This window comes from Pseudomonas putida (assembly GCF_001636055.1).
Lineage (GTDB): Bacteria > Pseudomonadota > Gammaproteobacteria > Pseudomonadales > Pseudomonadaceae > Aquipseudomonas > Aquipseudomonas machongensis.
On sequence record NZ_CP011789.1, the window covers coordinates 2,329,558 to 2,343,559 of the forward strand.

The window sequence follows — 14,002 nt, forward strand, 5'->3', positions numbered from 1 at the left end:
GATGCGCCTCAAGTGCATTCGCCTGGCCGGGTTCAAGTCGTTCGTCGACCCCACCACGGTCAATTTCCCCAGCAACATGGCGGCGGTGGTCGGGCCCAACGGCTGTGGCAAATCCAACATCATCGACGCCGTACGCTGGGTGATGGGCGAAAGCTCGGCGAAGAACCTGCGTGGCGAGTCGATGACCGATGTCATCTTCAACGGCTCCTCCGGGCGCAAGCCGGTGAGCCAGGCGAGCATCGAGCTGGTGTTCGACAACAGCGACAGCACCCTGGTCGGTGAATACGCCGCCTATGCCGAGATCTCCATCCGTCGCAAGGTGACCCGCGACGCGCAGAACACCTACTACCTCAACGGCACCAAGTGCCGCCGCCGCGACATCACTGACATCTTCCTTGGCACCGGCCTGGGCCCGCGCAGCTACTCGATCATCGAGCAGGGCATGATCTCCAAGCTGATCGAGGCCAAGCCCGAGGAGCTGCGCAACTTCATCGAGGAAGCGGCGGGCATCTCCAAGTACAAGGAGCGTCGCCGCGAGACCGAGAACCGCATCCGCCGCACCCAGGAGAACCTGGCGCGCCTGACCGACCTGCGCGAAGAGCTGGAGCGCCAGCTCGAACGCCTGCATCGCCAGGCCCAGGCCGCCGAGAAATACCGCGAATACAAGGCCCAGGAGCGCCAACTCAAGGCGCGCTTGTCGGCACTGCGCTGGCGTGCACTGGATGAGCGCGTGCGCCAGCGCGAAAGCATCATCGGTGACCAGGAAGTGGCCTTCGAGGCACTGGTGGCCGAGCAGCGCAATGCCGATGCCAGCATCGAACGCCTGCGCGACGGGCACCATGAGCTGTCCGAGCGGTTCAACCAGGTGCAGGGGCGCTTCTATTCCGTTGCGGGCGATATCGCGCGGGTCGAGCAGAGCATCCAGCACGGCCAGCAGCGCCTGCGCCAGTTGCAGGATGATCTCAAGGAAGCCGAGCGCACGCGCCTGGAAACCGAGTCGCACCTGGGCCACGACCGCACCCTGCTGGCGACCCTGGCCGAAGATCTCGCGATGCTCGAGCCCGAGCAGGAAATGACCCTCGCCGCCGCCGAAGAGTCCGCTGCGACGCTCGAGGAGGCCGAGCTGGGCATGCACGGCTGGCAGGCTCAGTGGGACGATTTCAATACCCGCTCCGCCGAGCCACGGCGTCAGGCCGAGGTCCAGCAGGCACGCCTGCAGCAGTTGGAGAGCAGCCTGGAACGTCTGGCCGAGCGCCAGCGCAAGCTGAGCGAAGAGAACCAGCAACTGGGCGCCGATCCCCAGGACGCCGCCATGCTCGAACTGTCGGAGCAGGTGGCTGGCAGCGAGTTGCAGCTCGAAGCGTTGCAATTGCAGGAGCAGCAGGTGGTCGAGCGGCTTGAGGCTGTGCGCGAGCAACTGCAGCAGGCGACCCAGGCCCAGCAGCAACAGCAGGGTGAATTGCAGCGCCTGGGCGGGCGTCTGGCGTCACTGGAGGCCCTGCAGCAAGCGGCCCTCGAACCCGGCAGTGGCGCGGCTGAATGGCTGCAGGGGCAGGGCTTGGGCAGCCGCCCGCGCCTGGCTGAAGGGCTGCGTGTGGAGCCCGGCTGGGAGCTGGCGGTGGAGACCGTACTGGGTGCCGACCTGCAGGCGGTGCTGGTGGACGATTTTGCTGCACTTGATTTTGCCGCCCTGGAGCAGGGCGACCTGCGCCTGCTGCAGGCGAGCGGCGAGGGTGCGCGCCTGCCCGGCAGCCTGCTGGACAAGGTCGACGGACGCATCGATCTGGCACCCTGGCTCGGCCAGGTCAAGCCGGTCGAGTCCCTGGAACAGGCCTTGGCCCTGCGCGCCACGCTTGAAGAGGGCCACAGCCTGGTCAGCCGCGATGGCTACTGGGTGGGCCGGCATTTCTTGCGGGTCAGCCGCGGTGGCGAGTCCCAGGGTGGCGTGTTGGCGCGAGGGCAGGAGATCGAGCGCCTCGGCCATGAGCAACTGGAGCACGAGGCGTTGCTCGAACAGCTCACGCAGCAGCTGCAAGACCTTCGCGAGCAACAGCTCGACCAGGAAGAACAGCGCGAGCAACTGCGCCGCCGCAGCCAGGACGAAAACCGGCAGCTTGGCGAGCTGAAGGCGAGCCTGTCTGCCGGGCGTGCTCGTGCCGAACAGTTGGAGCTGCGCCGCCGCCGCTTGCAGGAAGAACTGGCCGAACTCCAGGAGCAACGCGCCCTGGAGCATGAACAACTGGGCGAAGCACGCCTGGTGCTACAGGAAGCCCTGGATCTCATGGCCCAGGACACCGAGCAGCGTGAACAACTGATGGCCCGTCGCGACACCCTGCGCGAAACCCTCGATCGCGTCCGCCAGGAGGCCCGTCAGCACAAGGACCATGCCCACCAGTTGGCGGTGCGCCTGGGTTCCCTGCGTGCCCAGCACGACTCCACGCGCCAGGCCCTGGAACGTCTTGAGCAGCAGGCTGCACGCCTGAGCGAGCGCCAGGAGCAGTTGAGCCTCAATCTTGAAGAGGGCGAGGCGCCGCTGGAAGAGTTGCGCCTGAAGCTCGAAGAGCTGCTCGAACGGCGCATGAGTGTCGATGAGGAAATGCGCCAGGCGCGCCTGCACATGGACGAGGCCGATCGCGAACTGCGCGACGTCGAAAAGCGCCGTGCCCAGGCTGAACAGCAGGCCCAGTTGTTGCGCGGGCAACTGGAGCAATCACGCCTTGAGTCCCAGGGCCTGGATGTGCGGCGCAAGACCTTGCAAGAGCAACTGCTCGCCGACGGTTACGACCTGCAGGGTGTGCTCGCCACGCTCGAGCCCGAGTCCAGCGAGCAGGGTACCGAGCAGGAGTTGGAGCAGACCGAAGCGCGGATCCAGCGCCTGGGTGCGATCAACCTGGCGGCAATCGAGGAGTACGAGCAGCAGTCCGAGCGCAAGCGCTATCTCGATGCCCAGAACGCTGACCTGGTCGAGGCGCTGGAGACGCTCGAGAACGTCATCCGCAAGATCGACAAGGAAACCCGAAACCGTTTCAAGGATACCTTTGATCAGATAAATGCCGGATTACAGGCACTTTTCCCAAAAGTTTTCGGTGGCGGCAGCGCTTATCTGGAACTGACGGGCGAAGATCTACTCGATACAGGGGTGACGATCATGGCGCGCCCGCCGGGCAAGAAGAACAGCACCATCCATTTGCTGTCCGGCGGCGAGAAGGCACTGACCGCATTGGCGTTGGTGTTCGCCATCTTCAAGCTGAATCCGGCACCGTTCTGCATGCTCGATGAAGTCGATGCGCCGCTGGACGATGCCAACGTCGGGCGTTACGCCCGGTTGGTGAAGGAAATGAGCGAGACCGTGCAGTTCATCTACATTACGCATAACAAGATTGCCATGGAAATGGCCGATCAATTGATGGGGGTCACCATGCATGAGCCCGGTTGTTCACGTCTTGTTGCAGTTGATGTGGAGGAGGCCATGGCCATGGTTGACGCCTGACGCGTGAAGATTGGGCGATATCTGTAGGCAAATGCGCCTTGCATGTGCGACAGACGGTGTAAAGTTGTCTTTGGTCGTGCTAGCTTAATGTCACTCGTTTTTTGCGTGGGTAAAACGCCTGTCAGAACATAGAGTTGGCGCCACGTGTTAAAGGGCTTTGAAGCCTTTGTTTTCAAGCATATTTTTATAGAGGCACGGGATTACATGGAAATCGGTCTGCGCGAGTGGCTGATCGTCATCGGCATCATTGTCATCGCCGGTATTCTTTTCGACGGCTGGCGCCGCATGCGCGGCGGCAAGGGCAAGTTGAAGTTCCGTCTGGATCGTAGCTATTCCAACCTCCCGGACGACGAGGGCAGTGCCGAGGTGCTCGGCCCTGCGCGCGTCCTGGACACGCATAAAGAGCCGGAGCTGGACGAAACCGACCTGCCGTCGATGAGCGCCCCGGCCCGTGAACGCGAGCGCGAGCCAAAGCCGGCCAAGGCGCCCAAGCGTGGCAAGCGTGCTGCTGCCGAGTCGCAGCAGGGCGACCTGAATCTGGTCGCTGAACCGCGCGAGCCGGACCTGTTCGCCGACAGCGATGACGACTTCAGTGCCGACAACAACCGCAACAGCGGTTTCGCCACGAGCAACAACGCCGCCAAAGAGTTGCCTCCGGTCGAAGAGGTGCTGGTGATCAGCGTCATCTCCCGTGACGAAGGTGGCTTCAAGGGCCCAGCGTTGCTGCAGAACATCCTGGAAAGCGGCCTGCGTTTCGGCGAGATGGACATCTTCCATCGCCACGAAAGCATGGCCGGTCACGGCGAGGTGCTGTTCTCCATGGCCAACGCGGTCAAGCCAGGCATATTCGACCTGGATGACATCGACCATTTCAGCACCCGTGCGGTCAGCTTCTTCCTCGGCCTGCCCGGCCCGCGTCATCCGAAGCAGGCCTTCGACGTGATGGTTGCCGCCGCGCGCAAGCTGGCCCACGAGCTCGACGGTGAGCTCAAGGATGACCAGCGCAGCGTACTGACCGCGCAGACCATCGAGCACTACCGCCAGCGTATCGTCGAGTTCGAGCGCCGTGCGCTGACCCAGAAGCGCTGATAGATCCAGACTCAAGAGCAGCCCATGGGGATTGCTGGTCGGTTCGGCAGATGTCGTTGCCTGTGCCGGCCCCATTGCCGGACAAGCCGGACGCCGCACCGCCGCTCCCACAGATACACGATTGTCTGTGGGAGCGGCGGTGCGGCGTCCGGCTTGTCCGGTGATGAGGTCAGTACATGCTGAACAGCATCCCGATCCGTGCCGGCATCACCCAGGCTGCTCTTTTGCTTTGCAAGAGACCTGAAAGATGAACGCCGAAAACCGAATCCACGAACTGCGCGCCGAACTCGACCAGCACAACTATCGCTACTACGTGCTGGACGAGCCCAGTGTGCCCGACGCCGAATACGACCGGCTGTTCAACGAACTCAAGGCCCTGGAAGCCGAGAACCCACACCTGGTCACCCCCGACTCGCCCACCCAGCGCGTCGGCGGTGCAGCCTTGGCGGCCTTCACCCAGGTGCGCCACGAGATCCCCATGCTCAGCCTGGGCAACGCCTTCGAAGAGGCTGACCTGCGTGAGTTCGGGCGGCGCGTGGTCGAAGGGCTCGACCAGGCCGAGGCGGTGGACTACAGCTGCGAGCCCAAGCTCGATGGCCTGGCGGTGAGCCTGTTGTACCGCGACGGCCAGCTGGTGCAGGGCGCCACCCGTGGCGACGGCACGACCGGCGAAGACATCAGCACCAACGTGCGCACCATCCGCAACGTTCCGTTGAAGCTGCATGGCAGCGGCTGGCCCGAAGTGCTCGAAGTGCGTGGCGAGGTGTACATGAGCAAGGCGGGCTTCGAGCGGCTCAATGCCGCTCAGGCCGAAATCGGCGGCAAGACCTTCGCCAACCCCCGCAACGCTGCCGCTGGCAGCCTGCGTCAACTGGACTCGAAGATCACCGCCAGCCGCCCGCTGGAATTCTGCAGCTATGGCATCGGCCAGACTTCAGCGAGCGTCGGCGACAGCCATATCGGCATCCTCGAGCAGCTCAAGGTCTGGGGCATGCCGATCAGCCCTGAGCTCAAGCACGCCGCCGGTATCGAACAATGCCTGGCCTATTACCAGGACATCGGCGCCCGCCGCAACGCGCTGCCCTATGAGATCGACGGCGTGGTGTTCAAGGTCAACAGCCTGGCGGCCCAGCGCGAGCTTGGGTTCCGTGCGCGTGAGCCGCGCTGGGCCATCGCCCACAAGTTCCCGGCCATGGAAGAGCTCACCGAGGTGCTGGACGTCGAGTTCCAGGTCGGCCGTACCGGCGCGGTGACGCCGGTCGCTCGCCTCAAACCGGTCAAGGTGGCCGGGGTGACCGTGTCCAACGCCACCCTGCACAACATGGACGAGATCGCCCGCCTGGGCCTGCGCATCGGTGACACGGTGATCATCCGCCGTGCCGGTGACGTGATTCCGCAGGTGATGCAGGTGGTGCTCGATCGTCGCCCTGATGACGCTCGCCCGGTCGAGGTGCCGAGCGCCTGCCCGGTGTGCGGCTCGCAGGTCGAGCGCACGCAGTTGGTCAAGCGCAGCAAGGGCAAGGAGACCACCAGCGAAGGGGCGGTGTATCGCTGCGTCGGCCGCCTGGCCTGTGGCGCCCAGCTCAAGCAGGCGATCATTCACTATGTGTCGCGCCGGGCGATGGATATCGACGGCCTTGGCGAGAAGAGCGTCGAGCAATTGGTCGACGAAGGCCTGATCGGTTCCCCGGCAGACCTGTACAAGCTGCAGTTCGAGCAGATCGTCGACCTGGAGGGCTTCGCCGAAGTCTCCAGCCGCAAGCTGCTAGAAGCCATCGAGGCGAGCAAGCGCCCGCCGCTCGCGCGCTTCATCTTCGCCCTGGGCATCCCCGATGTGGGCGAGGAGACCGCCAAGGTCCTGGCCCGCTCCCTGGGCAGCCTGGAACGGGTGCAGGTGGCACTGCCACAGGTGCTGACCTACCTGCCGGACATCGGCCTTGAAGTCGCCTACGAGATCCATAACTTCTTCGAGGATGCGCACAACCGCGAAGTCATCCAGCAGTTGCTCGACAGCGGCATGCAGTTACAGGACCAGGGCGAGCTGGCGGCGGAGTTCGCCGCCAGCACCACCCTCGCCGGCATGATCGCCAAACTCGACATCCCCTCGGTCGGCCCGACCGGCGCCGAGAAGCTGGTGGACAAGCTCGGCACCCTCGACAAGATCATCGCCGCCGACGGTATCGACCTGCGCCAGGCCCTGAATACCAAGCAGGCCGATGCCGTGCGCGAGTTCTTCAAGGTCGAGGCCAACCAGCAACTCGCCCGCGCCATCGAAGCCCAGCTCCAAGCGTTCGGCATGCACTGGCACAGCGAGAAGAAAACCACCGAGGGCCTGCCCCTGGCCGGTCAGACCTGGGTGCTGACCGGCACCCTGGAACGCATGAGTCGCGACATCGCCAAGGACAAGCTGGAAAGCCTCGGCGCCAAGGTGGCGGGTTCGGTGTCCGGCAAGACCCACTGCGTGGTGGCAGGTCCGGGGGCGGGATCGAAGCTGGCCAAGGCCAGTGAGCTGGGGGTCAAGGTGCTGGACGAAGAGGCCTTCGTGGCGTTCCTTGAGGAGCAGGGCATTACGGTTTGAGGTTCAGTGCCGGCCTATTCGCGGGCAAGCCCGCTCCCACAGGTAAATCTGCAGCTGTCATGGTACCTGTAGGAGCGGGCTTGCCCGCGAAAGCGCCAGCGCAAACACCCAGAATCTTCCGGGCGAAAAGGACAAGTCCTTGAGAAATGATGGTTTTTTTGCCATCAAAGGTTGTAACTTCCCTCCGTAACGGTACAATGGCGCGGCTCGTCACCTGATGAGCTGCGTTATGGTGGCCCCACCGGTCCCCCCGCATTGATTACCCGTTAACCTGGTCAGGCCCGGAAGGGAGCAGCCACAGCGGGAACATCGAGTGCCGGGGTGTGGCTGGTGGGGCCGCCTCCATTACGCAAGTCCTTGATTTCTCAAGGATTTCTCTCTCAAAAATCTCGAAGTGTGACAGTGTTAAGGTACACCTAAGTGGTGCGCCATGAGTGGCATCATAGCGGCTGTAGCGGGTCATCCCCAAGCAGACTTTTATGCTCGTCCTCGATGCAGAGGCGGATGTCAATCAATTCCAGTGTCGGATTGAGCCTCATATAAGTCCTGCTGAAGATCCTCGCTGTCAAAGTCTACAAGGCAGCCCTATTCGAATGGTCGAGTAGCGAATCGCTCTTGCGTCGATATTGCTTGCGTCTATAGGTAACTAAGGGCACGGGGCTCCATATTATGGTTGCATCGTGGTCTTCAGTGGACCTAGAATCTCTGGAATTTAATGGAAGATCGAGATCCAGATGGCCAGGAAAAGAACACCTAATCTGCCGCTTTCCGAGGAAGACCTGAAGCTTTTCCAAGACGTGAAAGCCTCTGGCACCAAAGCGATTTGTTTCTTCAACAACAAGGGGGGTGTCGGTAAGACCACCTTGGTTGCAAACTTGGCCGCAGAGCTTGCGTTGAATTTTGGCGCAAAAGTTCTTGTCGTTGATGCTGATCCACAGTGTAACTTTACTCAATATGTTCTGAGTGAGGATGAATCATTAGATATTTACTCGGAGAGTGATCCCTCGAGTGTTTATAGTGTTATTCGCCCTATCTCCTTGGGGCGTGGATATAGCGATACTCTGCCAATCAGGAAGAGTGAAAGTTTCGGATTCGATATCATTATTGGTGACCCGCGTCTTGCCTTGCAGGAAGACCTGCTGGCCGGCGATTGGAGAGACGCGCGGGGTGGTGGGATGCGCGGTATTCGCACCACATTCGTTTTTGCTGAATTAGTTCGCCAAGCGAAAGAGCTGTCTTACGACTTCGTGTTCTTTGATATGGGGCCATCGCTGGGTGCGATTAACCGAGCCGTTTTGTTGGCGATGGACTACTTCGTAGTCCCGATGTCTATTGATATCTTCTCTGTTTGGGCGATTAAGAATATCGGGAGTACGGTTGGTGTCTGGCAGAAGGAGCTCGCCATTGGCCTCAAGCTTGCTGAGGAACCATCAGAGCTTGCTGGGCTAAAGTCAGGGTGGAGTCTGGGTTTCCTCGGGTATGTTACCCAGCAGCATAAAGAGCGTGCTGGTTATGACAAGGAAGCAAGCGAAGATGGTGGCGATGAGATTAAAACTCGCCGCCGCGTTCAGGCTTACGAAGATATCGGATCCAGTTTCCCGGCTGAAGTGGCGAGGAATTTGGGGGATTTCTATGATCATGAAGTAACGAATCCTCACTTGGGGGATATTCGTCATTTGGGTAGTCTCGCTCCCCGTTCTCAAAGCCAGCATGTTCCAATGATTTCAGTTCTCGGGACTGGTAGCTACACGAAGATGAGGAAACAGGCACGGGAAATTTATCGAGATATTGCTCGTCGGTATCTCCAGAATTTGATTACTTCGAAGGGTCTCTAAATTGTCTAGGGTATTTAACCGAGACCTTTTGGGTGATTTGGCTCGCCAAAGAGTAGTTCTTTTCCTCGGTGCAGGGGTTTCTGCAAGTGCTATTACTGCAAGTGGGCAACGTATTGCAGGGTGGCCGAAGTTTCTGCGTGACTGTGCACAGAGGACTGATGATCCATTAAGGGCTCAGCTCGTGAGGTTGTTAGATGGAAAGGATTACTTGCTGGCTTGTGAATTGCTTCAGCATCATTTTGGTGATGACTGGGGGGATATCGTTACAGCCGAGTTTGGTCAGCAGGCAACTCCTTCGCCACTTCATGCGGCGTTGCTTGGGCTTCGTCAGCGGATCATTATTACCACGAACTTTGATAAGCTAATCGAAACCGCTTGGGCGAATTTTACGGATGGGGGAACACATCTCCCTAAAGTTATATCTGGGGTTGATCAACAAGTTTTTCGTGTTCTCAAGGATCATGAGGGCAAATACCTTCTAAAGATTCATGGGACCTTTGATGATGCTAGGAGTCTTATATTTTCGCGTTCTGAATATATTAGGCTTGCATTTGGTAATGAAAACTACTCCAACTTCCTTGAGGCTTTGCTCTTAAACTTCACTTTCATATATGTGGGGTTTTCGATGGATGATCCGGCTATTACGTCTCTGATGGAGATGTATACTCTTCGTTATCCGACGTCGCGCCCACATTACATCTTCACTCCGCAAGGTATAGAGGAAAATATAGTTGAGGTTCATAAGCGGCTTAGAAAGCTAGTCGTGATTCAGTACGACTCTAAGGATAATCACGCTGCCTTAGCGCCACTTATTGAAGACTTGGGCAGGCAGGCCCGAGCTCGCTACCGCACGCTTGTAAGTGACATGATGAACTTTGTCGAGAATGAGCCGGATAATGAGTCTCTTGAAGTGCCCGAGCCAGTGTTGGGAGAAGCGACTTTGGATAATGCTACTCAATTTGAAGCCAACGCTACTGGCTCATGAATTCACGCGACAATTCCTTTCGGGCTATGTCAATGGCAAACCACCGGGCCATGTTGCTCACTGCTGCTGACTAAAACATTACAGGTACTAAAAGCCGCCCGCCGCCCGCTGGCGGCTGTTGGAGGCACTTGGCTCGTACTCTGTGAATCTACGATCGTAACCTACCTATTCCTAAGAGAATTGCTGCTGTGTTCCCGTCCAGCGTTTCCAAGGCTCCTAGCACGTTCTCATGAATGTGAGTCGAGCCCCGCTGGCTTACCCATAACGACAACTCTTCCAGGGCGGCCCGGATGGCTGTCTGATTCATCATCGTAGTTCGAGGGTGTCTGCGGCTATTGCGGCCTTGTCGTCCATGTGGTGATACCTCGAATGTGCGAGTGTGTCTAGCATCGATTGGCTTGCTGCTAAATTCGTGTAGCTTCACGCCTGTTTGGGAAATGATAGTTTCAGTAGGGTGTTGCCTGAGTCATAGGAGGGCAGGCCTTAAGGCTCGCAATCTTGCCACTTCCTCGATCATAGCTGGGTTATTTGGAATCAGGGCTTCAGTACACGCAATATCCATGTCCAGCCAGAACAACACCACGGCATTCACCAAGTCCCGCAGTAGGAAAGTGGAGATCAGCATACCGTCTACCGACCTTAAGCTATCGGCTTCACAGCTCGGCCATAGCTCAGGGTAATTCGCCCGGAGCTTTACCGCTGATCCGCCCTCACCATGCCGACATACGTTCCCTAGTAGCTGAAGCTTCTCAAGGCGCTTGTAGGACGTGAAGTTCTCAAGCTCTAAACCGCGGATCTCGACAAACAGTTGGTTCAAAGAAGGGAATCTACCGGAGACACCCCAGTTTGCCCCTTTAATGTTGCTCCGCGTTGAACTATTCAGATGAACTCGTGAACCGCAATTGCCAAGGTATTCGCGTAACTGTTGCTCCCACAGCGATTGGATGCCTAAACACAGCGCCATACTCGTCTTGGTCATCAGATGGTAGTGGTCGTACAAATGGAAGGCGGCAACTATCTGATCTGGTTGTGCAGCGATCTCAGCCCTTCTCAGCTCCAGGGCAGCTAACGATGGCTCAACCACCAGTGACAGAAAGTCTTGCGCCACCTCGCCATACCTCTTGGCGTAGGCGTCGGCTATCATCGGCGTCCATGTAGATTTTGCGGTCATCAGATTTCCTTTGCTATAGACCGAATACCTTCGGTTAGGTGTGGCCACTCTGTATCATCACGTGATTACACAGGGGGCGTCGAGCTGAAATCAGCAGGGATAGCTGCATTCGTCACATTGATTGGGATGGGGAATGCTTGGGCGCTACCTGACTACCGCTGTACCGTAGAGCGGGCAGTCTCTGCTTCCGAAAGCTCGATAAGCCATATCTTCATCGGCAAGTAGTTCACGGTTGAGCGTAAGACAGGCTTGATGGCTGGCGCTCTGAAGAATTCGTACATGACTGAACCGCAGATTATCGACTTCGGCTCTACCGAGAACAGTTATAAGGTAGCAACTACCATGCGGAAGGATGAGCGTGTTGGGCCTGGATCAAACTGAATCGCCCCTGGTTTCGTAGACACCTCCAAGCCTCATAATGAGGCCCAAATAGGAGGTGCCATGAGTCGTCAGCGTTAGCCCGAAGAATTCAAGATCGAAGCGGTCAAGCAAGTGACCGAAAAAGGCAAACCTGTCGCCGAGGTCGCCCAGCGCCTGGGCATGTCCGTGCACAGCCCTTACGCTTGGATCAAGGTCTACAGCAAGCCCCAAGAGCAGCGTCAGCAAGACAATGATCAGCAGGCTGAACTGCGCAAGCTACGCGCTGAACTCAAGCGGGTGACAGAAGAGCGAGACATCTTAAAGAAGGCCGCCGCGTACTTTGCCAAGGAGTGCGGCTGAAGTACGCCTTCATCAACAAGCACTCGACGGATTACCCAGTGCGTCGCCTTTGCCAAACCCTCAAGGTGCATCCCAGCGGCTACTACGCTTGGTTGGCCGAGCCTCAATCTGCCCGAGCCAAAGAAGATCAGCGCCTGCTTGGCTTGATCAAGCAGGCCTGGTTAGAAAGCGGCGGCGTGTATGGCTACCGCAAGATTCACGATGACCTGCGAGAGCTAGGAGAGATTTGTGGGCGAAATCGAGTCGGTCGCTTGATGCAGGCAGAGGGGCTGCGTTCGCAAACGGGCTATCGCCGTCGTCCTGGGTTTTATGGCGGAAAACCAACAGTGGCATCGCCCAACCATCTGGCCCGGCAGTTCAAGGTCTGTGAGCCGAATAAGGTCTGGGTGACCGATATCACCTACATCCGCACCTATGAAGGGTGGCTGTACCTGGCGGTAGTGCTGGATCTTATCTCTCGCCAAGTCATTGGTTGGTCAATGAAGCCCAGGATGAGCAGCGACCTGGCCATCGACGCCATGCTGATGGCCGTGTGGCGACGCAAGCCACAGCAGCAAGTGATGATTCACTCAGACCAAGGCAGTCAGTTCAGTAGCTCAGATTGGCAAAGCTTCCTGAAGGCCAACAATGTGATCAGCAGCATGAGCCGACGGGGAAACTGCTACGACAATGCCGTAGCCGAGAGCTTTTTCCAGCTTTTGAAACGGGAGCGAATCCGACGGAAGATCTACGCAACGCGTGACGAAGCCCGAAGTGATCTTTTCGATTACATCGAGATGTTCTATAACCCCAAGCGTCGACACAGCAGTGCTATGCAGCTGTCTCCAGTAGAGTATGAGAAACGCTATTTCCTGAGCTTGGAGAGTGTCTAGGAAACCAGGGGCGATTCAGCCTTGCTCTTCATGAGTCAGTTCGAAGCCTAGCGATTCTCGCTGCGGGTGAAGACTGCTTCACAGCCTTGAAATCCGGTTCTGGACAACTGAAAACACCCTTGTTAGTTTGCGTCCGCCATATATTTCAAAATATGACAGTGGCACTTAAGTGATATTGATTTGATATCAATTTATGACGAGCAAGGACGCATTGAATGAAAAGCCTGCAAGGTTTGCCCAGTCTTATCAGCGCTTCGGTAGGCACGCCCGGTAAAGCCCGAAACTTGCCCGCCGATGTTCAGTGCATCCAGTACCTGTTCAACCTACTCATCCCGCGGCTCGGTTTTCCATTGCCCGAGAATGGCCGTTGCGACGGGCAGCTGGTGCAGCGCATCAGTCAGTACCAGTTCCGTCACCTGAAGTACGCGCATCCCGATGGGGTCGTCGATCCGAATGGGCGCACCTTCAACAGCCTGGTCGAGGAGGCTGTTCGAGTGCCGGTCAAGTTGATTCCAGCACTGCGCCTGCCCACCTTCATCAATGTCTTCGCCAATAATGTCGACGCCCAGGTGCAGGCCACGGTCAATCATTATCTGGACCGGATGCGCGCGGTGATCGAAGCCGAGCGGCGCAATCGGCAGATGGTGCTGCAGGTCACCTGCGATGGCGGCATGACGCTCAGCGACAGCGACTTCCAGAACGCCGCCACTCAGTTGGGCAACGGCATTTCAGCCAACCTGATCAAGGCATTTGCCACGGTGGAGTCGGGTGGCCGTTCGGGTTTCGGGCCGGCCAAGCTGCCGGTGATTGCCTTCGAGGGGCATCACTTCCAGCGCTATACCAAGCACAAGTACGACCAGACTCATCCGCTGCTCTCGTACAAGTACAAGAAGAAAGCCGGCCCGCAGTGGCAAGCCAACAACAAGGACCAGGCCAAGGCCTGGGAAACCATGGCCACGGCATTCGGGCTGGATCAGGAGGCGGCATTGAAATCTGCTTCCTGGGGCATGTTCCAGATCATGGGCTTCAACTTCGCCGATTGCGGGCATGCCAATGTGTTTGAATTCGTCGCGGCCATGAAACTCAATGCCGGGCAGCAACTCAAGGCCTTCCTCGGTTTCTGCAGCAAGAACCCGTCGTTTATCAAGGCTGCGAAGAACAAGGACTACGCCGGCATGGCCGCCAGTTACAACGGCAAGGATTATGGTGACTATGACGTGCGTATCAAGAAGGCCTACGAAGCACTTGAAGGGAAGAAGTGA

Annotated in this window: 8 protein-coding genes and 1 other RNA gene; 8 read left to right on the forward strand and 1 reads right to left on the reverse strand. The window is 58.4% G+C overall.

Translation table 11 applies throughout. The features are described from left to right. Position 1 precedes the first annotated feature (1 nt). From smc to AB688_RS10640, 6 genes are all read left to right on the forward strand, one after another. The gene (smc, locus tag AB688_RS10615; RefSeq protein WP_063543933.1) at positions 2-3,490 is read left to right on the forward strand and encodes a chromosome segregation protein SMC; all 3,489 of its coding nucleotides are present in this window, start codon (positions 2-4) and stop codon (positions 3,488-3,490) included. A gap of 204 nt (positions 3,491-3,694) precedes the next feature. After that, positions 3,695-4,579 carry a cell division protein ZipA gene (gene zipA, locus AB688_RS10620; RefSeq protein ID WP_054893632.1) on the forward strand — a complete coding sequence of 295 codons (885 nt, stop codon included), beginning with the start codon at positions 3,695-3,697 and terminating at the stop codon, positions 4,577-4,579. Positions 4,580-4,826: 247 nt separating this feature from the next. After that, positions 4,827-7,157, forward strand: coding sequence for an NAD-dependent DNA ligase LigA (gene ligA / locus AB688_RS10625; protein WP_063543935.1), 2,331 nt, complete (start codon positions 4,827-4,829; stop codon positions 7,155-7,157). A 239-nt stretch (positions 7,158-7,396) separates the two neighbouring features. Beyond that, an RNA gene (gene ffs, locus AB688_RS10630) (signal recognition particle sRNA small type) lies at positions 7,397-7,493 on the forward strand. A gap of 398 nt (positions 7,494-7,891) precedes the next feature. Next, positions 7,892-8,992 (forward strand): ParA family protein, encoded by a 1,101-nt coding sequence (locus tag AB688_RS10635; RefSeq protein WP_063543937.1) that lies wholly within the window; start codon positions 7,892-7,894, stop codon positions 8,990-8,992. Between the two features lie 28 nt (positions 8,993-9,020). Beyond that, positions 9,021-9,977, forward strand: coding sequence for an SIR2 family protein (locus AB688_RS10640; RefSeq protein ID WP_196759885.1), 957 nt, complete (start codon positions 9,021-9,023; stop codon positions 9,975-9,977). A 466-nt stretch (positions 9,978-10,443) separates the two neighbouring features. Here the strand turns inward: AB688_RS10640 and AB688_RS10645 are convergent, their stop codons facing one another. Next, on the reverse strand, positions 10,444-11,148 hold the full coding sequence (locus AB688_RS10645; RefSeq protein ID WP_063543939.1) for a hypothetical protein: 705 nt from the start codon (positions 11,146-11,148) through the stop codon (positions 10,444-10,446). Between the two features lie 474 nt (positions 11,149-11,622). On the opposite strand from AB688_RS10645, the gene AB688_RS10655 reads away from it, so the two are divergent. Then, a protein-coding gene (locus tag AB688_RS10655; RefSeq protein ID WP_419555267.1) for an IS3 family transposase occupies positions 11,623-12,740 on the forward strand; the annotation gives its coding sequence in 2 pieces (ribosomal slippage) (positions 11,623-11,824 and positions 11,824-12,740; 1,119 coding nt in all). 215 nt (positions 12,741-12,955) lie between these two features. Further along, a complete protein-coding gene (locus tag AB688_RS10660) occupies positions 12,956-14,002 on the forward strand; it encodes an N-acetylmuramidase family protein (protein ID WP_054893635.1) in 1,047 nt (348 codons plus the stop codon).